A 19910-nucleotide genomic window follows, 5' to 3' on the forward strand; every position below is an offset into this window, starting at 1 on the left:
AATTCATACAAATTCCGGGGGCTTCATACTGCGGAGAGCACGAACACCTGAACGAGTTTCGAAGATTGTTCACAGTCAACCCCGCTCCATCATTCGATCCGATCGGCTTCGCTCCTATCATGGCAACTGTGTCGCTCTATGCGCCGACTTACTCTTTACTTTTGCTTCATCACTTCTTCTTGTTCTCCGCCAACTCCCTGCGTCCAATTCATCAGCTCGTCCCGCACTTTCCGCCGCAGCTCCGGGTCGGGCGGCGCCAGTCGGAACAGTTCGGCGTACCACAGTCCATCCACCGCCAGGCGCAAAATCGTGGCTTTCACCGGGTCAACGCCGTCGTTTTCGATCAGCTTCTGCCATTCCTCGTATTGTTCGCGTACTTGATCGAGCAGATGCGGGTCCGTAAACATTGCAGCCGGAAGCGCGGCCAGCATAGGGCTTAGTCCATTTTCGTCTTCCGCTCCAAACGTCGCTCTCACGTACGCCCTGCCCCATTTTCCGGCCTGGTCGCCTTCTTCTTCCGCTTGCTCGTTAAGCTTTTCCGTAAAGCCTGTTGTCAGCGATCCGACCAGCCCTTCGATCAACTCCTGCTTGCCCGGAAAATGGTACAACAACCCGCCTTTGCTGACACCCGCCTTTTTCGCCACCGCTTCAAGCGTCATCTTTTCCACGCCTTCTTCGTTGATGAGTGCCGCTGCCGCTTCAAGGATCAGTTCCTTTTTGGAATTTTTATTCGGTTTCTTCATGACTCATCACCGTCCCTATCGAATACTCCCATTATACGGTTGCACGGGACGCTCTGTCAGCCGGGCCGCATCACGACGAGCTTAAGATCCGACCGACTTGGCGGCAGATGCCGCATCCTTTGTACCCGTTCCCGATGAAAAGTTCAAAAATACGACGCCGCCGATGATCAAAATCAAGCCCAGCCCACTCAACAGATTAAAGTTTTCTTTCCAAAGCACGACACCGACCACCGCCGTCAACGCCGTGCCTACGCCCGCCCAGATCGCATAAGCCAGACTCAACGGCAAATGGCGCAGCGTCATCGTCAGGAAGAAAAAGGCGCTGCCCATTCCGATCATGAAAAAGACGGCCGGAATCCAATTCGTAAAGCCTTCCGTCAACTTCAGCATGGTCGTCCCGAACACTTCGAACATAATCGCCAAGCTCAAAAACAAATACCCTTTTTTCATCTCTGGTTCACCTCCAGTTCAGTTCGTAGCCAGCTTCATGATCACGACGCCGACGACGATAAGCACGATGCCCAGCGCTTTTTTCGCATTAATTTTTTCTTTATACAGCAGCACGCCGACCAATGTCGTCAGTACCGTTCCTACGCCCGACCAGATCGCATAAGCCGTCCCCAGCGGTATGGCATGCAGCGCTATGGATAACATGTAAAAGGAAAGCCCCATTCCCGCAACCATCGCGATCGAAGGAGCCAATCGTTTAAATCCATTGGACAACTTCATCATCGAGCTGCCGAATACCTCGGACACAATCGCTACAGCCAAAAATACATAAGCGTTCAATTCAGCACCTCCGTTTTTGCGAGCCTTTTTCTTTTTTCGAATCAAATTTAGTATACCGTCTGGACGGTTTTCTTTTCAAGCTTATTTATCGTTTTCCCAAAAAAAGCCGGACACCGAAGCTTTTCGCCTCAGGCCCGACTTTTTGACTTTTTACTTGGACAGCCAATCACTCAAAACGCATGCTGCGTAACCGTAAACTGAAAAACAACGCCGAACGGGTCGCGCACGATGCCGTAACCGCTGCTAAACGAATTCGCGGTCAACGGAACGAGGATCGTCGTCCGTTCGTCCGAGGTCAACCGTTCATAAAAACCGACAATCGTATCATGGTCGCGAGATTGAAGGCAAAGCGAAAAGTCGTTGCCTGCGCTCCACGGTCTCGTCGTATCCGTCTCTTCTTCGGCAATCATGATCTTGTTAGCGCCGATTTGCAGCACGGAATGGGTGATCCAGGCCTCCTGGCCGCTTGCATATTGGAACGTCTTATCCCGCTGCGCCATATCCGCATAACTGACTTTGAGCAACACGATTGCCCCCAGCTTCTGTTCATAAAAATAGATCGCTTCCGCTGCCTGCCCGTGAAGCGAAAGAAACGGAATCACCTCGGCCTGCACATCGGTCGCCTTTGCCGCTTGGCCTTCTGTTCGGTTCGTATTCATCATTTGTTCCTCCTCCGAATATGGGTTACACTTACATCATATTCGTAAAAGGTTTCATTTTATGACATCTATTACGCCTATCCAAGGAGGCCATGATGAAAAAAGCCGAGCGGCTTAATGCCATGCAGCGTTACGCCTACCGCAAACGACGCTTTACTTTACGCGAGCTGATGGATGAATTCGGGATTTCCCGCAGCACCGCCATCCGCAATATTCAATCTTTGGAAGAGCTGGGTCTGCCGTTGTTCGCGGAACAAGGAAGGCTCGGCGGTTACCGGGTACTCGACACCGCTTCGCTTCCGCCCGTTTCGTTTACGAACGACGAAGTGCTTTCGCTGTACTTTGCCATGCAGGCGTTGCGCAGTCTGTCCGGCGATCCGTTTCGCGTCTCGTTCGCTTCCATCCACGCCAAATTTTTGGATGTGGTGTCGGAAGAACAGCGGAAGCAGATCGAACGTTTCGAGCATCGGATTGCCTTTTACCCCGACGAATCGGCCGAAGCGGGCGACTATTTGGAAGCGTTGCTGCAAGCGGCGGTGCGGGGAGAGGTGTTGCGGATTCGTTATGCGGCCAAAGCAAAAAACGTGGAACCAAGCGCGAAGCGCGGCAAAAGCGAGCCGGATTCCTTGTTCGATCGAACGGCTGACCGCAGCTTTGCACCCGTCGCGACGACTTCGAACGAAACGCCGGCATATCTTCCGACAATCGACGATACGACCGATCGCAAACCTGTTAACGTTGTGGACGCTCACTCTTCGATACGCCGCATTCAGCCTTTCGCCGTTTACGCCGCGCGCGGTTTCTGGTACTGCCGGGCTTACGATCTGGATAAAAGCGACTACCGCGTTTTCCGCTGCGATCGCGTACTGTCGGCCGAGCCTACGGAAGACGAACCGATCCCGGACCTGCTTGCGTTCGATTTGCGCGATGCCCATACGCTGCGCCGGCCTTCGGCCGAAGCCGTTTTTTTCCGCTGCTCCGTCGCTCCCGAATCCGTCACCCGGCTTCGCCGCGATCTGTACCCGTCCATGACGCTGCATTGCCCGGAAGATCCGGCATCCGACGCTTTGCTGTCCGGCAGCTACGAACCGCAGGAGATCGACTTCATGCTACACTTCCTTGTTTCGTTCGGCTCCTCGATCCGTATCCTGGAACCCGAAACGCTGCGCGATCGGCTTCGGTCGCATTATCTGAACTTGATCGAGCAGTTATGACGAACCATCGCCGAACGCGCAAGCAACCGCTGCCGATGATTCATAAAGACGTCTAGTACTCTGTATCAATAGAAGGTAAGGTTACGCTCGTCCGAAACGCACTAGACCCGTGTGCGTTTCGGCCAAACGTAAACCCACTATTTGACCTGATACAGAGTACTAGCCCCTCGAATTATTCTCGGCAAACCATTCTTCCCGAATCGCGATCAACTTGGCCGGATCGCGCGTGGTGATCGAATCGACGCCCCATCCCGCCAGCCGCCGCATCTCTTCCGCTTCCGCAACGGTCCAGACGTAGACGCGCAGACCGGCTGCTTGTGCCGTGTCCAGCAGTTCCGGCTTGACCGCCTGATATGGAACGTTCAACCCGAAGCAGCCTGTCCGATTCGCGTCCGCGCAAGCTTGCCGAGCCGCTTCTTCGTAACTTGAATATCGTAGACTGTCGGGATCGACGTTAAGCAGTTTGCGCAAAACGATGCCGGAGCGCTTCGCCCGTTCGGCCCGTTGAAGATGGCAGCCGCTCAAAAACACCTGTTCGTCCATTCCCAGCCGCTTGACCAACGCCGCTGTCGGTTCCAACGCGTCATCCGTTTTGATATCGAGATTCATCACGCGTCCCGCGTTTCGAATCCGGTTCAACACGTCCTCCAGTTGAAGGATCGGAATCGTCAGCGCCGCGTTCAACTCTTGCAGCGTCAGCGCCGCCAGGCTTGCGCTTTGGTTTCCGGGTAGCAGGATCTTGTCGTCATGCGCAAACACCGGCACACGGTCCCGCGTCACGCGAATATCGTCTTCGTACACATCAACCCCCAGCTTCAACGCCGCTTCCAGCGATTCCAGCGAATGCTCCCCCTGCCCCATACAACCGGTATGCGCCGTAATCAAAGGAAATCTTTTCATCGTGTATCGCCTCTTTCTTTCCCGGAATCTTGCCTCGCTGTATCCTTCTGCCTATACCGTACCCCTTACATGAACACTACCCCATACCCGACACCTACCCCCAAGAACCACCGCTTAGTCCGAGAACATTCCAGACAACTCAACAAAAAAAGCCCTCCCACCTTCATCCAAAGGTGAAAGAGCTTTTTAATGTCCCCTTGAAAACAATAGGAAGGGAGGGGTGGAGTCGTGTAGGAGCGAAGCGTTCGCCTTTGAAAATGGGAAACATCATCTTTAACCTCATCGAAGTTTCCCATTTTCAACACGCGACCGAAACGACTCCACCCCGCACGCCCGCCCATGTTTCCCCAAGGAACACGACTTTAAAAAGTCTATTTAACCGACCCAACCATTCCCGCCACAAAGTGCTTCTGCATCAAGAAGAACACCAATGCCGTAGGAACCGTCGAAATGACGATCGCCATCATGATCATGCCGTAGTCCGGCGCGTAGCCCGAACCCAGGTTCGAGATCAGCAGCGGAATCGTTTGATTCTCGGGCGATTGCAGAATGACGAGCGGCCACATGTAGTTGTTCCAGCTCGACATGAACGTGATGATCGCGGCTGCCGCGTACGTCGTTTTCATCGTCGGCAGATAGATACGGAAGAATAAGCCCAGCTCGGACAATCCGTCCATCCGGCCAGCCTCCAGAAGTTCGCGCGGGAACATCTTGGTGCTTTGCCGGAAAAAGAAAATCAGGAACGCCGTCGTAAACGTCGGAATCACGACTGCCGCCGGCGTATCGATCCCGAATGTCGGGAAGTAGTTGGTGATTTTGCCGAACATGCGGTACAGCGGGACCATCAGGGCCGCGAACGGAATCATCATCGACAGCAGCAGGATCGAGAACACGATATCTTTCGCTTTGCTGCGGTAGATTTCGAAGCCGTAACCGGCGAGCGACGCGATCAGCATCGCCAGAATCGTCGTCGTGATCGAAATTTTGGCCGAGTTGCCCATGGCGTTCCAGATATCGACGCTAGCCGTCAGGTTACGCAGGTTATCGAGCAGATGCGAACCCGGAATCAGACGTCCCTGCGTAACGTCGACCGATTTGTTCGTGGCGCTGACGATCATCCAGAAGAACGGGAAGATCGACACGAACGCCGCGAGGCTGAGGAACAGATACATGGAGGCTCTTTTCGCTTTAAGCATTTCGATCACCTGCCACTTTGAATTGGATGAACGACAGAATAATAATCATGATAACGATCGAATACGACACGGTTGCCGCATAGCCGAAATCGGCCGAATACTCGAACGACAGGTTGTAAATGTATTGCGAAATGGTGGTCGTCGCGTTACCGGGACCGCCTTTGGTGATATTCATGACTTCGTCGAACAATTGGAGCGTACCGATCGTGGACGTGATCGACGTGAACAGGATGATCGGCTTCAGCAGCGGAATGGTGATGCTGAAAAATTGGCGAACCGCCGAAGCGCCGTCGATCCGGGCCGCTTCGTAGATCGATTGGTCGATATTTTGCAGACCCGACAGATAGAAGATCATGTTGTAACCGGTCCAGCGCCACGTGATCGCGATAATGATCGTGACTTTGGCCCAGAACGGATCGGAGATCCATTGAATCGGCGCATTGATGATATGAATATTCATCAACAGCGAGTTAACCAGACCGTCCGGCGCGAACAGGTACTTGAAAACGATCGAGTACGCGACAAGCGACGTGATCGCCGGCAAGAAGATCGCGGTACGGAAAAAGCCTTTGAATTTCAAATTGCGATCGTTCAGCAGTACCGAGAAAAACATAGCCAGAATGATCATAATAGGAACTTGGAACAGCAGATAAATAAAGGTGTTGGCGACAGCAGTCAGAAACATTTTATCCGTAAACAGCCGCTGGTAGTTGCCGAGGCCGTTAAATTTCATATTGATGCCTGTCCCTGTCTGGAACGACAGGATCAGAGCCTGGATCATCGGATAGAAGTAAAAGGCAGCGATTAGAATTACGGCCGCGGCGATAAAGAGCCAGCCGACCAGACCACTTTTGAAACGACGACTGCGGCTTGACTGAAACGTACTGCTGTTTTTGCCCGGACCCGTTGCGGAATTTGCGGTCTTCATCCGGCATTCCTCCTTGAAATTGACATCACAAGATATGGCGGAAGAAGCCCCCGCGCTCGCGTTATGTATTCAAACGCTGCTTGAATACATAACGCGCAGGCGGGAGTTTCGCCGCTTGTCGTGGATTAAGTTGTGAAAAGGTCCGGCGAAAGTCCGCGTCCGCAAAGGGGGTGGAGCGAACGATCGAACATTCGCCGGACTTCGGAAAGCGTAAAGGAGAAACGCGGCGTGCGGCTTCAAAGCTTCACGTTCGCGTCGATCCTTCGGGTTATCTGACTGACCGATGGCTTGACTTGCTTATTTCAGTTGAGCCTCAGCTTGCGCTTGCGTATCGTTCATGACCGCGTCGACGTCTTTGCTGCCATTGAGGTAGTTCTGAACTTCCGCGGACAGGATGTCTTCGATCGCGTAAGTGTGCAGGCCGAAGTTGACTTTAGGAACTTCGGTTGTCCATTTCGCGAAGTCCGCGTAGATCTTCTGACCGCCGAAGAACTCGTCCGGTTGCTCGTAAGCTTCGCCGCCGGAAGCAGCTTTGAGCGTGCCCAGTACGCCGATCTTGCTGAGCAGGTCTTGATACAGTTCAGCATCCGAGCCGAATGTCGATGCCATGAAGTCGGCTGCCGCTTCTTGACCGTCAACGTTCATCACATACCACGAGCTGCCGCCGGAGTTAGATGCGTTGATGGAGTTGGCTGTGTCTTTCAGGCGAGGAATCGGCACGACTGCCCATTTGCCGGATTGCGAAGCTTCGGCTTTGACGGAAGGCGTGATCCAGTTGCCGGTCGGAACGGAAGCCACGTCGCCGCTGTTGAACGCCGCTACGAATTGGCTCCAGTCGGAGTTCAGCTTCACGATGTCCGCGTCAAACATCGCTTTGTAAGTCTCAAGTGCTTCTTTGAACGCCGCGTTGCCCGCAATGTTAGGCGTTACGCCGTCTTCTTTCAGATACCACGAGCCTGCCGATTGCAGCATGACGCGCAGCGTGCCGAGATCGTTCGGATCTTGCGTCAGCATCGCTTTGCCTGTAGCTTCTTTGATTTTTTTGCCGATTTCGATAAATTGATCCCAGTCGATGTCCGTCACGTCGTCCAGGGTATATCCCGCTTGTTCCAAATAATCGGTGCGGATATAAAAACCGGTAACGCCGGAGTCGAACGGAATGCCGTACTGTTTGCCGTCAAAGCTTGTCGGGCCTGCTTTGTAGTCGGCGAAGTCTTCGGCTTTGATCTTATCGGACATATCGCGGAACGCATCCGGGTACGATTGGAGGAAGTTCTGCGCACGGTAGTCTTCGATCAGAACGACGTTAGGCAGCCCTTTGGTCGTACCGGAGTTCAGGCCGGTGTTCAGCTTCTGGACGATATCCGCTTGCGCGTTTTCCACGATGTTAATCGTCACGTCCGGATGATCTTTGGCGTATTTTTCTTTAGCCAGGTTAAGCGCGGCAATATTGAAGTTCGGGTCCCAGGCCCAGACGGTGATTTCTTTTTTGTCTGTATCGCCACCGCTGCCGTTTGTCGTAGCCGTCGTGCCGCCTCCGCCGCCCGAGCAAGCCGAAAGCATTAATGCCGATGCCGCCAGTGGCAGCAAAATCTTTTTCCAATTTTTCATCTTTTTTCATCTCCCCGTAGGTGATTGTGATCTGACTCCCTAATCATTCCATGAAAATTAGTGATGTAAGCGGTTGCTTTACGAGAATAATCTTAGCATTGCGACTTCCGAGGAGGTTAGGAATATCTTTGCACGGAATAGGGAAATCATTGCATGTCGCAAAAATGGTAACGTTATCATTTGGTAATAATTTTGGGAATCCGTAAAATTTAAAGTTTTGCTTGGTCGATCAATTCGATCAAGCCACTCCTTCAACGCTCGCAATACCTGCGGCTGACCGCTTGACCGGGCATTTCTGCTTATATGCGACAATCGTAGCCGACGTGGCGAAGTCCGATCTTTCGACCTTCGCCCTTTCAATTCAAAAAAACTGTCCCGGACCGATCTTGCGGCTTTCGGGACAGCGGGCTTAAGACTTCAAGACTCTTCCGTAATCAGCGGCAGGGTGATTTTGATTTTGGTGCCTTCGCCTTTTTGGCTGTCGATGGATATGCCGTATTCTTCGCCGTACAGCAGGGTGATACGGTTGTGGACGTTGCGGACGCCGATGCCGGTAAAGAGTTGGCGTTTGCTTTTGGAATTCGGGAGTGCGGTTCCGCCTTCGGCTTTGCTCCATTCGCCTACGTCGTCCATGCCGTCGCCGTTGTCGCTGACTTCGCAGACCAATTGGCCGTCCGCTTGGGAAACGAGGACGTAGATCATGCCGTTTTGCTTTTCGTTGAACGCATGGAAAAAAGCATTTTCGATAAACGGTTGGATGATCAGCTTGGGTACGCGGTAGTGCATACAATCGGGCGCGGCGAATACGTTGACCCGTATCCGGTCGCCGTAACGGGCATGGTTGATAAACACGTAGTTACGCATGTTCTCCAGCTCTTGTTCGATGGTGATTGTCTCGCTGACGTTACTGATCGTGTTTTGCAGCAGTGAAATCAAGGCGTTGATCGTCTCCGCGGCCGCTTCTTTGTCGCCTTTTTGCACCAGAATCTTGATCGAAGCCAGCGTGTTGTACAAAAAATGCGGATTGATCTGCCGTTGCAGCGCCGCCAATTCCGCGTTGCGCCGTTCCTTTTGCGTTTCCAGCAGCCTGGCGATGTAGTTATTCAGCTCGTCGAGCATGTAGTTGTACGCACGGCTCAATTCCTGCACTTCATAGCCCGCCGACTCGGTGACCCGAACGTAGTTGTCGAAATCTTTTTCCGTAACGGTCGACATCTGGCGAACCAGCACCGTCAACGAACGCGTCTGGCGTCGGGTGATAAGGAAAACGAGCAGCAGCGCCGCCCCGACGATCAAGCCGCCGACCAGCACCAGATCGCGAAAATTGACAATTTTGCCTGCGGCATAGTCGCGATCGATCAGATTGACCAGATAAAAGTCGTATTCCGGAATATAACTGGACAGCAAAATGGAACTTCGACCGAATACGTCGGCGTTCCGCCTTACGACCTCTTCATTTTCCGCAGAAGGTTCGGCGTAGCCCAGCAGTTGCGCGGATACCGTACCGATCCATTCGGCGCGGTTGCTGGATACGATTCGGCCCGAAGCATCCAAAATGACGACGTCATTGCCCGCGCTCGTAAAGTTACCGTAGAAGCGCCGGAATTCGTCTTCGCGAATCGAAATGTATAGATCGCCGTAGATAAAGCCGGTCGTACGCTCCATCAATGCTTTGGACGCGACGATATACGGAACGGCTTTGCCGTCTTCGCCGCGCTCCATATCGTATTGATAGATCAGCCGTTTCGGCTCCGCTTCCGTGCGTTGGGACAGCGGATGCCCAATCAGCCGATCCTCGGGAACGGGCCAGTAATTGCGATCCGTCGAATAGTTGCGTCCATTCACGCCGACCGCGGTTAAGCCGACGCTGTACGCGTCGACGTTGGATTTGACCCGTCTCATCTGCTGGTTCATGCCGAAATACGTGCCTGCCATCCGGGTCGAATCCGATTCTCCTCCGCTCAGATACGTTTTGATCGTGCCGTTTTGCGCCGCGTAAGCCGCAGCATTGACTACGGAGTCATTAAAAGATTCCATGCCGGTCCGGATTTGGTTCAATACTTTGGAATTGGTGATGCCGAACGTCTCGGTAAACAGTCGCTCCGACATGCGGATGGTGACGAGCGAAGTGACGATACTGACGGTCACTGTGCTGACGACCATAACCAGGAACAGCTTAACGAATAGTCGCTGTGCGTGGAATCGGCGCCAGTATGCTTTCATGAAAGTGCCTCCTTATCGCCCTGTCGGATGCTGTCTGCGGTATTGGCTCGGGGAGAAGCCGGTCTGTTTTTTGAATACTTTGGTAAAATAACCGGGGTCCGAATAGCCAACCCGGCCGCTGATTTCGGAAATGCTCAGTTCACCGTCCCGTAGCAGCTCTTCGGCTTTGGCGACCCGGATCTTGTTCAAATATTCGCTGAAACCTTCTTTGTTATGCGCGGTGAAGTAACTGGACAGATAGGACGGATTGAAATGAAAATGCTTGCCGAGTCCGGTCAGGCTCAGTGCTTCGGCGTAATGCTCATCGATATAAGCGAGCAGCTTTTTCATGTTGGCGCCGCCCGGTTGATCCGTACGTTCGGCAACCTTCGATTCGGCACGCCGTATAAAATCCTCCAGCAACCGCACAGCGGACGGCGCATCCTGCGCGTCTTCGATCTCCCGGAAAAAACCGTATTTGGCTTCATCCAGATCGGCGGCGTCGTAGTCCATATTGCCGAGCAAGGTGATCAGATTGAACACGATATTGCCCAGAAACGATTTTAACCCGACCGCCGTGCAACGGTGATCCGCTGCCATCTTCGCCGCGTACAGCCGCAAATCGCGGAACGCTTCGTCAAAGTGCTCGCGCTTGATCTCTTCCGTGAACGTGCGCAGGTCAAAAGCGGGAAGCGGCTCGCTGGCAACAGGCAGCTCCTCCGGCAGCATTAGAGTCCGATCCGGGAAAAAGAAGCGCAGATCCAGCAGCTCGCGTACCTGGCGATAAGAAGCGCCGAGTTCGCGCGGCGCGGCAAAAGCTTCGCTGGCCGCCCAGAACGCGGGGCGGTAGGCTTCGCCGGGCGAAGCCGTGTCGGAAGCGGAAAGCATCGCTTCCGTATCCGGCGGCGAAGCCGGGGAAGCCGCCTGCGAAGCGGCGACTTCGGCCGGGCCTGCGGCCCCGGCGGGAGCTGCCGCGAAGCGATGCAACGCGGCGATCAGTGCCTCGCGGCATCCGGCTTGCAAGCCGATCAGCGCCGCTTCGCTGCCTGCCGCGGCGCCGGAGGCCGCTACGGGCAGTGCGTACACGCGCACCGGGCCGTAAGGCGCCGCGAGGGGCGCATCCGGCGTCAGCGCCTGCCGCAGCCGCTCCGCGAGCGGCGGCCCGGTTTCGCCGGAAGCGGCTGACGCGCCGGCGGCTTTGCGGCCGGCCGGGCGCAGCCGGCCGACCAGCACGAACGATTCGTGCGGGAACAGCTCCGCCAGCACGGCAGGCGGAGCGACCTCGTCGGCGTCGTAACCGGACGCCAACTTCTCCAGCAGCGTTTCGGCGTCGGGCCCTTCGCCGAGCCCTTCGCCCGTATAGCGGATCGACGGAATCCGCTTGGCCGTATTTTGCAGGACGCGCAGCAGCTCCTGCGTTTCCAGCTTCGGTTTTAAAATATAATCGGCAACGCCGTTTTGGAAAGTCGAACGCACATAATCAAATTCGCCGTAACTGCTGAGCACGACAACTTCGATGCCCGGATGATTCTTTTTGATCAAACGGGTAAATTCCTCGCCTTCCATAACCGGCATCACGATGTCCGTGAGCACGATATGAGGCTGAAGACGCTCTATGGCTTCCAGCCCTTCTTTTCCGTTGGAAGCTTCACCCACAATGCGGAAGCCGTACTTTTCCCAGTCCAGATAATGCTTGATACCTTGCCGTACCAGTACTTCATCATCCACGATTAGAACCTTGCAAATCCGTTCCATTCATGAGCCCCCTTCTCTATGCGTTGACCGCTTTAACAGCTCCGTCCGGATTGACCCCTTTCAATCGGCGCGCCTTGTTTACTTGGTAACGTTTACAACATCGTATCACAAACAATCGGTTAGGGCGTGCCTTAAAACTCCGATGAAAGCAGATTTTGCCGAATTTTTGTGCTCTGCAAGGAACTTTTTCGAAGTCGTGCCGGGGCACGTCAAGAAACAGTGACGAAGCCATGGGTGGATAGAGACATGCTTCAGGTCGATATCCACGGAGCGCGAAAAGGCGGTAAAAGATGTACATCGCCTGAGTTTTAAGACACGCCCTAACCTCCACATAAACGAAACGGACTGCCCATTGGGAAATCTCCCTTTTGGACAGTCCGCATGACGAAGACAATACCGATTACGTTTTCGATTACCAGTTCCGCGAAGACTCCAGCATGCCCATACGCTCCGTGATTTTCATCTGAATAAACGGCTTCACGAACACCGAGGCAAAAAAGAAGTAGGACAGCATCAGCAAAAGCGCATACAGCCAAAAAGCTCCGTCGTTGCCGTACAAAGCTTTGAGACGATCCATCGGACCGTTATATACCGGACGCCCAGCCGCTTCGTTATAAGAGAACCAGTAATCGTAGTAGATGCTGACCAGCGCCTGCACGTATACGGCGACCAGCGTCGATACCACATTGAGAATCGGGATAAACGACAAGACCGAACCGGCCAAACCGACGATCAAACCGACCAGAATCATCACCAACAACGTCGGAAGAAAGTAACGCAGTCCCGTTCTCATGACCGTCCCCAGATTCAATCTGCCGCTGCGTGCCAAAGTCGGAAGGAAAAACAAACCCGCGGACAGCACCCGCAGCACAACGCCCACGACCATCGAATAAATAAACAATTGGAACACGCCGGCCAACGCAAGGCTCCATTGCTCCGCCGAGATTTCACTTCCCCCTCCGGCCATTGTTTGAAGAAAGTAAAGAAAAACCGTCACCAGATAAGCCAACTGACCGTACATCAGAACCACCGCTACTACGGAAGGCAAAGCAAACAACAACAAATGATACTTTAGAAAATCCCAATAGCCCGGAACCTGAGCGTAAACTTGCCTGTTCCGGTCGTATCCATAAGCCGATCGATTGTCCATGTATGCTCTCCTTTTGTTTGCTAATAAACCCTAACGGGTTGCGCATTGTTGACGTTTTGCACACTTTTTCTAGCTCTGCCCTTGCCATTTTTAAAATTTATAACGTTTAGTCAACATTTTAACTCATCGCACTTCACTTGGGAGCAAATCCGGCAAAAGTGTTGACCAAACGTTAGCATTTAGCGAAAAAGCGACTTTCTGCGCATCGTTTTTTTGATGTTTGGTCAACATTTCCGCTTTTTCGACTCGCTCAGAGCTTCTTCACCCCTACTTCCCAAAATCTTTTGAGCTGCCCGTATCGTTCCATCGCTTGCTCGTTTCGCTCCACTGTCTCCCACTCCGGGTCCGGGAAAAATTGCCGCAGCTGTCTTTCATCGAAAAATCGGCGCAAAATCCCTTCGCTTTCATATAAAAAAGGATCGTCTTTTACCGCTACCGCCCCTTGCTTCACCGCCAGTTCCGCCACAGCATGCACCCGGCACAGCAGCAGCCCTCCCGGTTGCAGCGCACGATGGATATCGCCGATAATCCGTACCGTCGTGCTTCTTGAAAAATAATGCAAACTCAGATCGGCGACTACGGCTTGCAGCGACCCGTCGGCAAAAGGCAGTCCGTCCGCCATATCCAACTGGAGCGTCTTCATTTGCGGTTCATCCTGCCGAAGCTGCTCCAACGCTTTTTCCGACAGATCGCAAGCCAGCACATCGAATCCTTGAGTCCGAAGCGCTTTCGCGTTATGTCCCAGCCCGCAGCCCAGATCGACGATTTTTCCTTTTTGCGGGTCAAGCCATACGGCGTACTTATCCAGCCAACCGTCATGATCGACATGAAAAGGAAGCTCGGTATAGGTGGTGTTCCAGTATTTTTTATCCGGTGTATTCATCCGTTCCTCCTCTCGCTTGATAGCTATGTATTCTCAATCGATCACGTTTTTCGCATTTTCCGACAATCCGTTCACCTCGATCACTTCAACCGCTGCTACCCGTCTCGGCCCTTCCATAAAAAAGCCTTTGGTGCCCACCGTGATCCGCCTCGCATGAACCTCTCGCCGCATGGCCGGAAACAACACCCACATCCGAGCCGTACCCTTTTCGCGGACAGAAGCTTCGGAATCGAGCTGCACACCGCCTTCCGCGTTTTCGAACTCGGGGTGGATAGCATATAGATGCCCGACTGCGAAATATCGTCTCCCGCATAAGAAAAGTCGCAGCGATAGCCCTGAACCGGCAAAGACCACCTGCCTCCTTCGTTCGCCGGGAAAAACCGGTAGCTCACGCGAAAATCATGCTGATAACCGCGCTTTTGCTCATAAGGAATCCACATTCGGGCGGCCTCCTTTCTATTCTGCGTTTACGCGTTGCTTCCATTTAGTCGGGAAATCCTATTAATTGTTCTCCGCTTTTCAGAATTCCTATCGGTCCAAGCGGCACTTTCCATATAATCACGATTACAAACAAAATCCAAAACAAAACCTTAACCGTTAACATCCAACCTTGAGGAATATTTTTTTCTTTGCAAAATCGCATCCAGAACTTATTAAGCGGAATAGAAATGATTAAAAATACGCCTGTATACATCGCTAGCTTGAAAAAGGTAGCGATCAAGCCAAACGTTAGAAAAATAATAAAGAACATCCGACACCTTCTCTTTTTAAGATCAAAACGCCGTTCTTTCCTGTTGTTCTATTAAGTGTGATGCATATGCCTCCGTACTATTTCTATCCGTTCCTCCACACTATGCACACCCTCAATTTTCAAAACCGGGCATTGCAAATCCTCCATCCAGCGCTCATGCAGCTTCAAGCTGCGGACTTCTTCTCCGGCATGGTCATAAAGCGCCGCCCAGTCCAGAAAAGCAATTGACTCTTCGTGCATTTGTCCTCCCGGTAAAACCTGTTCGCCATAGCGACGATATTCCCGAGTCTTCAGCCGATCCAGTCTCTCTGCTGCCGGTACATACAGGAAGATAACGAGATCGAATTCCGACTTGAACGCATCGCCCCACCCGCAGATCGCTCCGCTCAGTATCCACGGATCATGCCGTTCGAGGTCCGCTTCCAGCATCTTCACGCGTTCTTCCGGCGGTCTGGCCTCATCGAATTTACGCGCCCAGAAGTAATCGTCCCCGTCCAGAACGGTATACGACAACCGCTCCCCTAAAGCCCGGCCCAGCGTCGTCGCTCCCGAACCGGATGCACCGAAAATATGGATATGACGGTATGGATTCATGGTGTCCTCCTTATTCATCTCAATGAAATATTTCAATTCTGTTGGCCTTCCCTCCTGCGACGGATCAGCATTTCCGCAAGAAGCCAGAGCACGGCGATAATCGCGATCCATCCGATGAACAGCAGATACGTATTAAGATGGAAAAAGTGGCCGTTCATATGCATCGAGTCCCATTCCAAAGAAACCGGGTATCCGCCTTGAGAGTCTGTCGTTTGACTTTGGATCAGCGACGCCTTTTCCTGCAAATGGCGGTAACGCGCATGCTGAAGATCGAACCCTGCCGCTTGATGTGCCGACAAGCCCAGCAATACGAAGCCAAGCGCGAGCGGCGGAAGTCGTCTGAATAAACGTGCAGTATATAGTTGAAACAATAGCACTAGACCCAACACCACAATCGGAATCAGCAACAGTAAGGCCAGATTACCGTTACCCGCAGGACGATCGGGTTCGACGTTCATAAGCGATCCCAGTGTAAACAATAACCCCAGGAATAGCAGATTTACTGCAATCGAGATCGGATGCTTGACCCGATCGCCAAGGGCACCAACGACAATGCCAACCACGAATATCGTGATAACACCCTGCATGATCAACAAAAGCATCCTTTCAGCCTCGCTTTCCGATCAAACTTTCTTTCCCAATTTATCATTCCCTGTTTCTTCCGTATTTCCTCTTTTTCATACGGTCAATCGTTTTCATGCCTTTTGCCTTAAACCATAAGACGAAGATGATCTACTTAAGAAAATATGTGATAATAAGGACCAAACATGGAATTCATTCAAATATAAAAGGAGTGAGCATACATGCTGGAACATATCCGCAAAAACAATGTTGAGCGTTTTGCCGGATTCGGCGAACTTTACGACCGCAATCGTCCGGCCGCCCCGCAAGAGGTGATTCGTCTTTTGGAGACTTATCTTGAAGGAACGCCGCGCCATGTAGCCGATGTCGGTTGCGGAACGGGACTTTCGACGTTTCTGTGGCTAGGCCGTGCACAGCAGATCGTCGGGATCGAACCCAGCATCGATATGCGTCAGGTGGCCGAAGCCAAACGAATTGCGGCGGGCGGCCCTGAAGAATTGACGTTTGTCGAAGGCTTTTCGGATAATTTGAAGCTGGCGGACGGCTGGGCCGATCTCATCACGTGCTCGCAGTCGTTCCATTGGATGAATCCGCAGCCTACGCTGACCGAATTCGCACGCGTGCTGCGCACGGGCGGCGTATTTGCGGCCTACGATTGCGATTGGCCTCCGGTATTGAACGCGGACGTCGAAGCTGCTTACGAGCAATTGTCTGCCCTTGCCGATCGCCGGGTTCGGGAGCTGTCGCACGAGACCGAGCAAGCGCACAAATGGCCGAAGGACGAGCATTTGCAGCAGATCCGTGATTCGGGAAAATTCCGGTATACCCGGGAAATCGTGTTCCACAACCGGGAAACCTGCGACGCGAAGCGGTATACTCACATCGCGCTCAGTCAAGGCGGTACGCAGGGAGCGATTAAACGCGGGGCGGAAGACGTACAAGCCGCTGCGGAAGAATTCGGACGAGTAGTCGAAGCTTTTTTTGCAGGAAAAGAAAAAGAAGTGCTGTTCGGCTACCGAATGCGGCTTGGCGTGAAGTAACTTCGCAAGAAGAAAAACCGGTTTCCAAACACTTGGAAGCCGGTTTAATTCTTTGCAAGCCAAGAAAGCAATTACTCGATTCCCTCCCTTATTCCAAGTCCAGACTGAATTTTCCGCTATTGCTGTTGACGATCCCGTTTATAGACGCGCCGAATCGAAATTTCGTTGGACAAAAAAGACCGACTCTGCTCAAAGGCTTCATTCTCCCTTGTCGCAAAATCGGTCTTCGCTAGGGCGTGTACGCAAACTCCGAAGGGCGCAGATTGAGCTGAATTATCGTTCTCATCCAGGAACTTTTCCGAAGGCGTGCCGGGGCACGTCAAGGGAAAGTGACGTAGAGGAGGGCGAAAAGGTAGCTCAAGATGCACGTCGCCTGAGTTTGCGTACACGCCCTAGTTACCTTTCCATTACACGTCCAACTTTCACACAATTCCGTACTTCACTAACAACTCCCCGACCACCGTGCCCGAAGCTTTTTTCAACGCACCTTGCTCCGCCAGTTTCAGCAGCAGCGGTTGTTTCAACTCGCTCAACTTTTTGCCGTCCATCATCTTCGACGTGGAATCGAGCAAAGTGCGGATATCGTATTCGGACGCGAACACTTCCGGTACCCCGCGATCGACGCCGAGCAGCGCGTACACGGATTCCATCGCGGTGCGCACCGAATATTCGGTCGTAAATACGGTGTCCCGTTCCGTATCCGCGAACTGGCCGATAAACGCGAAGTTCGTGCAGCCGTCCGGCACCACCTTCGGCCGATCGCCCGCCGTGCGCGGCATGAAGAACGCCGTGATATAAGGCATCATGCAAGGTACGCAGTTGGCGGAAGTCGCGGCGAGTTCCGGAATGTCTTCGACCGGCACGCCCATATGGTACAGCCATTCGGCCGTGATCTCTTCGCCCGTGCATTCGCTCATCGGCTTGCGGATATAATCGCCCGGCACGTCGGTGAACAGCGCGTACACCCATACGACAAGCTGGTCTTTCGGCTGGTTTTTGAAATGAGGCTGACGGTTCAGCGTCCAGCTCATCATCCAGCTCGAATCTTTCACGCTGACGATGCCGCCCGTCACGACTTTGCCGCTGAACGGATCGCGCTTGCAGATTTTTTCGATATAAGGAGGAATCCGATCGTCCAGCGTCGTGACCGTCGCCGATTCCCATTTGGTCGCGTCGATATTCGTGCAGAATTTGTCCGGCCGCCCGAACGACGGATCTTGAGCCGCGATATTCCGCCACAGTTCCCAACACGCGCCCGGCTGCGTATTCAGTTCGGCCGCATGCTTGTGGTCGCCGAGCGTCGCGTTTTCCGTGCAACTGCCGTTGGTCACGAACACGAGATCCTCTTCGGTCAGGTGTATGCTTTCCGGTTGGCCGCCGCGGATACATTCGATCTTCGTCGCAAGCTTGCGGTCGCCGCGCTGTTCGAAGATCACGTTGGTCACTTTCGTATCGTAAACGAAATGCACGTCGTGCTCCTGCAAATAATTAATCATCGGCTGAACGAGCGATTCGAACTGATTGTATTTGGTGAACTTGAGCGCCGAGAAGTCCGGCAGCCCGCCGATATGGTGGATAAAGCGCTGCACGTAGAGTTTCATTTCCAACGCGCTATGCCAATCTTCGAACGCGAACATCGTCCGCCAGTACAGCCAGAAGTTCGAAGCGAAAAAGTCCTCGGTGAACACGTCGGTAATTTTCAGATCGTACAGATCTTCGTCGCGCGTCAGGAACAGCTTCACCAGCTCCATCGACGCTTTTTCGCTAAGTCCGAATTTGCCGTCCGTATGCGCGTCTTCGCCTTGATTCATCGTGGCGCGCATCAGCGAGTAGTTCGGGTCTTTTTTGTTCAGCCAGTAAAACTCGTCCAGCACCGAAGCGTTCTCGACTTCCAGCGACGGGATAGAATGGAACAGATCCCACAAGCATTCGAAATGGTCTTCCATCTCGCGGCCGCCGCGGATCACGAAGCCTTTGTTCTCTTCTTCGCTGCCGTCGAGCGCGCCGCCCGCTATATTCAGTTCTTCGAGGATATGGATACGCTGCCCTTTCATCTGCCCGTCGCGAATCATGAAGCACGCCGCCGCGAGCGAAGCCAACCCCGCCCCGACCAGATACGCCGATTTGCCGTCCACGCCTTCCGGTTTCATCGGTCTTGCGAACGCCTCGTAGTTACCGCTGCTGTAATACATGAGCATTCCCTCCAAAGGATTTAGGATTTTCAAGCCATTCGGAATATGCTCCCAGCATAGGACTTTTCGGAAAAACGGGACATAGACAATGACCGAAGGATGTCGGAACTTTGGACAGAAGGAAAGGAATGTCTAGTGTCCCGCTTCAAACCGCTCCAACGCTGCGGCAAAATCGCCCTGAATCAGCACGCTCAATCTCGCCACGATTCCGGTCGGGTCTTCGCGCATGCCGCTTTTGATCCAATCCAGAATCAAGCCCACGAACGCGAATTTATAGAAGTGGGCGATAAAATCTTTGTCCGCGTCCCGCACGTTTTTCCCGGCCGCTTGTTCTTCGATCACGCCCATCAGCAGCGCGTGCGCTTCCTGATGCAGATAGCGCTCCAGATGCTCGCGGTTGACGGAATGGTACGTATTCAACACGAAATTGCGGTTGGCGCGTATGTATTCGAACAGATGCGACAAGCCTTGCTGCCACGTCTCGTACGTCTTGTTGCCATCCAGCGCACGGGCGGCTTCCTGCGTATAGATCCAGTCGATCAGATCGTAGATGTCTTTGAAATGGTAATAAAAGGTCTGCCGGTTCACTTCGCAATCTTCGGCAATGTCGATCACGGTGATCTTGTCGAGCGTTTTTTGCGACAGCAGCTTTTTGAGCGATGCGGCGAGCGCGCGTTTGGTGACTTGCGTCATGCGGGAGTCCTCCTTTTTTCTCCGATTG

20 protein-coding genes are annotated in these 19910 nt (G+C 53.2%); 2 read left to right on the forward strand and 18 right to left on the reverse strand.

What is annotated here, in order from left to right; all coding sequences use genetic code 11:
* Positions 1-155: 155 nt before the first annotated feature.
* From WKI47_RS24045 to WKI47_RS24060, 4 genes are all read right to left on the reverse strand, one after another.
* The gene (locus WKI47_RS24045) at positions 156-743 is read right to left on the reverse strand and encodes a TetR/AcrR family transcriptional regulator (RefSeq protein ID WP_340229738.1); all 588 of its coding nucleotides are present in this window, start codon (positions 741-743) and stop codon (positions 156-158) included.
* A gap of 81 nt (positions 744-824) precedes the next feature.
* Positions 825-1193 carry a multidrug efflux SMR transporter gene (locus WKI47_RS24050; RefSeq protein WP_340229739.1) on the reverse strand — a complete coding sequence of 123 codons (369 nt, stop codon included), beginning with the start codon at positions 1191-1193 and terminating at the stop codon, positions 825-827.
* An 18-nt stretch (positions 1194-1211) separates the two neighbouring features.
* Entirely contained in the window at positions 1212-1532 is a 321-nt protein-coding gene (locus WKI47_RS24055; protein WP_340229740.1) for a multidrug efflux SMR transporter, read from the reverse strand.
* A gap of 170 nt (positions 1533-1702) precedes the next feature.
* Positions 1703-2146, reverse strand: coding sequence for a VOC family protein (locus WKI47_RS24060; protein WP_340229766.1), 444 nt, complete (start codon positions 2144-2146; stop codon positions 1703-1705).
* A gap of 140 nt (positions 2147-2286) precedes the next feature.
* On the opposite strand from WKI47_RS24060, the gene WKI47_RS24065 reads away from it, so the two are divergent.
* Positions 2287-3405: a helix-turn-helix transcriptional regulator gene (locus WKI47_RS24065; RefSeq protein ID WP_340229741.1), complete on the forward strand. Its 1119-nt coding sequence runs from the start codon at positions 2287-2289 to the stop codon at positions 3403-3405.
* Between the two features lie 159 nt (positions 3406-3564).
* On the opposite strand, the gene WKI47_RS24070 is transcribed toward WKI47_RS24065, so the two are convergent.
* The 12 genes from WKI47_RS24070 to WKI47_RS24125 form a co-directional block, all read right to left on the reverse strand.
* Entirely contained in the window at positions 3565-4305 is a 741-nt protein-coding gene (locus tag WKI47_RS24070) for a glycerophosphodiester phosphodiesterase (RefSeq protein ID WP_340229742.1), read from the reverse strand.
* 371 nt (positions 4306-4676) lie between these two features.
* Positions 4677-5501 (reverse strand): carbohydrate ABC transporter permease, encoded by an 825-nt coding sequence (locus WKI47_RS24075; RefSeq protein ID WP_340229743.1) that lies wholly within the window; start codon positions 5499-5501, stop codon positions 4677-4679.
* Positions 5494-6429: a sugar ABC transporter permease gene (locus WKI47_RS24080; protein WP_340229744.1), complete on the reverse strand. Its 936-nt coding sequence runs from the start codon at positions 6427-6429 to the stop codon at positions 5494-5496. Before WKI47_RS24080 ends, WKI47_RS24075 begins: the two co-directional genes overlap by 8 nt.
* Positions 6430-6726: 297 nt before the next feature.
* Positions 6727-8040, reverse strand: coding sequence for an ABC transporter substrate-binding protein (locus WKI47_RS24085; protein WP_340229745.1), 1314 nt, complete (start codon positions 8038-8040; stop codon positions 6727-6729).
* A gap of 417 nt (positions 8041-8457) precedes the next feature.
* Positions 8458-10263, reverse strand: coding sequence for a sensor histidine kinase (locus WKI47_RS24090; RefSeq protein ID WP_340229746.1), 1806 nt, complete (start codon positions 10261-10263; stop codon positions 8458-8460).
* Between the two features lie 12 nt (positions 10264-10275).
* The gene (locus WKI47_RS24095) at positions 10276-11997 is read right to left on the reverse strand and encodes a response regulator transcription factor (protein WP_340229747.1); all 1722 of its coding nucleotides are present in this window, start codon (positions 11995-11997) and stop codon (positions 10276-10278) included.
* 412 nt (positions 11998-12409) lie between these two features.
* Positions 12410-13147, reverse strand: coding sequence for a hypothetical protein (locus WKI47_RS24100; protein ID WP_340229748.1), 738 nt, complete (start codon positions 13145-13147; stop codon positions 12410-12412).
* 250 nt (positions 13148-13397) lie between these two features.
* Positions 13398-14030, reverse strand: coding sequence for a class I SAM-dependent methyltransferase (locus tag WKI47_RS24105; protein ID WP_340229749.1), 633 nt, complete (start codon positions 14028-14030; stop codon positions 13398-13400).
* Between the two features lie 33 nt (positions 14031-14063).
* Positions 14064-14270 (reverse strand): hypothetical protein, encoded by a 207-nt coding sequence (locus WKI47_RS24110; RefSeq protein ID WP_340229750.1) that lies wholly within the window; start codon positions 14268-14270, stop codon positions 14064-14066.
* 244 nt (positions 14271-14514) lie between these two features.
* Entirely contained in the window at positions 14515-14781 is a 267-nt protein-coding gene (locus WKI47_RS24115; protein ID WP_340229751.1) for a hypothetical protein, read from the reverse strand.
* 51 nt (positions 14782-14832) lie between these two features.
* Complete coding sequence (locus tag WKI47_RS24120) at positions 14833-15375, reverse strand: AAA family ATPase (protein ID WP_340229752.1); 543 nt, start codon at positions 15373-15375, stop codon at positions 14833-14835.
* A 32-nt stretch (positions 15376-15407) separates the two neighbouring features.
* The gene (locus tag WKI47_RS24125) at positions 15408-15977 is read right to left on the reverse strand and encodes a hypothetical protein (RefSeq protein ID WP_340229753.1); all 570 of its coding nucleotides are present in this window, start codon (positions 15975-15977) and stop codon (positions 15408-15410) included.
* Positions 15978-16178: 201 nt separating this feature from the next.
* Here WKI47_RS24125 and WKI47_RS24130 point away from each other — a divergent pair, with 201 nt between their 5' ends.
* On the forward strand, positions 16179-16997 hold the full coding sequence (locus WKI47_RS24130) for a class I SAM-dependent methyltransferase (protein ID WP_340229754.1): 819 nt from the start codon (positions 16179-16181) through the stop codon (positions 16995-16997).
* 422 nt (positions 16998-17419) lie between these two features.
* Here the strand turns inward: WKI47_RS24130 and WKI47_RS24135 are convergent, their stop codons facing one another.
* Positions 17420-19189 carry an oleate hydratase gene (locus tag WKI47_RS24135; protein WP_340229755.1) on the reverse strand — a complete coding sequence of 590 codons (1770 nt, stop codon included), beginning with the start codon at positions 19187-19189 and terminating at the stop codon, positions 17420-17422.
* Positions 19190-19321: 132 nt separating this feature from the next.
* Entirely contained in the window at positions 19322-19882 is a 561-nt protein-coding gene (locus tag WKI47_RS24140; RefSeq protein WP_340229756.1) for a TetR/AcrR family transcriptional regulator, read from the reverse strand.
* Positions 19883-19910: the final 28 nt, after the last annotated feature.

The organism is Saccharibacillus sacchari, assembly GCF_037722395.1.
Lineage (GTDB): Bacteria > Bacillota > Bacilli > Paenibacillales > Paenibacillaceae > Saccharibacillus > Saccharibacillus sacchari_A.

Coding starts and splice junctions, on each gene's coding strand:
- WKI47_RS24045 (WP_340229738.1), bottom strand. CDS start 743: ATGAAGAAACCGAATAAAAATTCCAAAAAGGAACTGATCCTTGAAGCG.
- WKI47_RS24080 (WP_340229744.1), bottom strand. CDS start 6,429: ATGAAGACCGCAAATTCCGCAACGGGTCCGGGCAAAAACAGCAGTACG.
- WKI47_RS24115 (WP_340229751.1), bottom strand. CDS start 14,781: ATGTTCTTTATTATTTTTCTAACGTTTGGCTTGATCGCTACCTTTTTC.
- WKI47_RS24100 (WP_340229748.1), bottom strand. CDS start 13,147: ATGGACAATCGATCGGCTTATGGATACGACCGGAACAGGCAAGTTTAC.
- WKI47_RS24070 (WP_340229742.1), bottom strand. CDS start 4,305: ATGAAAAGATTTCCTTTGATTACGGCGCATACCGGTTGTATGGGGCAG.
- WKI47_RS24065 (WP_340229741.1), top strand. CDS start 2,287: ATGAAAAAAGCCGAGCGGCTTAATGCCATGCAGCGTTACGCCTACCGC.
- WKI47_RS24095 (WP_340229747.1), bottom strand. CDS start 11,997: ATGGAACGGATTTGCAAGGTTCTAATCGTGGATGATGAAGTACTGGTA.
- WKI47_RS24135 (WP_340229755.1), bottom strand. CDS start 19,189: ATGTATTACAGCAGCGGTAACTACGAGGCGTTCGCAAGACCGATGAAA.
- WKI47_RS24105 (WP_340229749.1), bottom strand. CDS start 14,030: ATGAATACACCGGATAAAAAATACTGGAACACCACCTATACCGAGCTT.
- WKI47_RS24050 (WP_340229739.1), bottom strand. CDS start 1,193: ATGAAAAAAGGGTATTTGTTTTTGAGCTTGGCGATTATGTTCGAAGTG.
- WKI47_RS24075 (WP_340229743.1), bottom strand. CDS start 5,501: ATGCTTAAAGCGAAAAGAGCCTCCATGTATCTGTTCCTCAGCCTCGCG.
- WKI47_RS24125 (WP_340229753.1), bottom strand. CDS start 15,977: ATGCTTTTGTTGATCATGCAGGGTGTTATCACGATATTCGTGGTTGGC.
- WKI47_RS24130 (WP_340229754.1), top strand. CDS start 16,179: ATGCTGGAACATATCCGCAAAAACAATGTTGAGCGTTTTGCCGGATTC.
- WKI47_RS24085 (WP_340229745.1), bottom strand. CDS start 8,040: ATGAAAAATTGGAAAAAGATTTTGCTGCCACTGGCGGCATCGGCATTA.
- WKI47_RS24120 (WP_340229752.1), bottom strand. CDS start 15,375: ATGAATCCATACCGTCATATCCATATTTTCGGTGCATCCGGTTCGGGA.
- WKI47_RS24090 (WP_340229746.1), bottom strand. CDS start 10,263: ATGAAAGCATACTGGCGCCGATTCCACGCACAGCGACTATTCGTTAAG.
- WKI47_RS24140 (WP_340229756.1), bottom strand. CDS start 19,882: ATGACGCAAGTCACCAAACGCGCGCTCGCCGCATCGCTCAAAAAGCTG.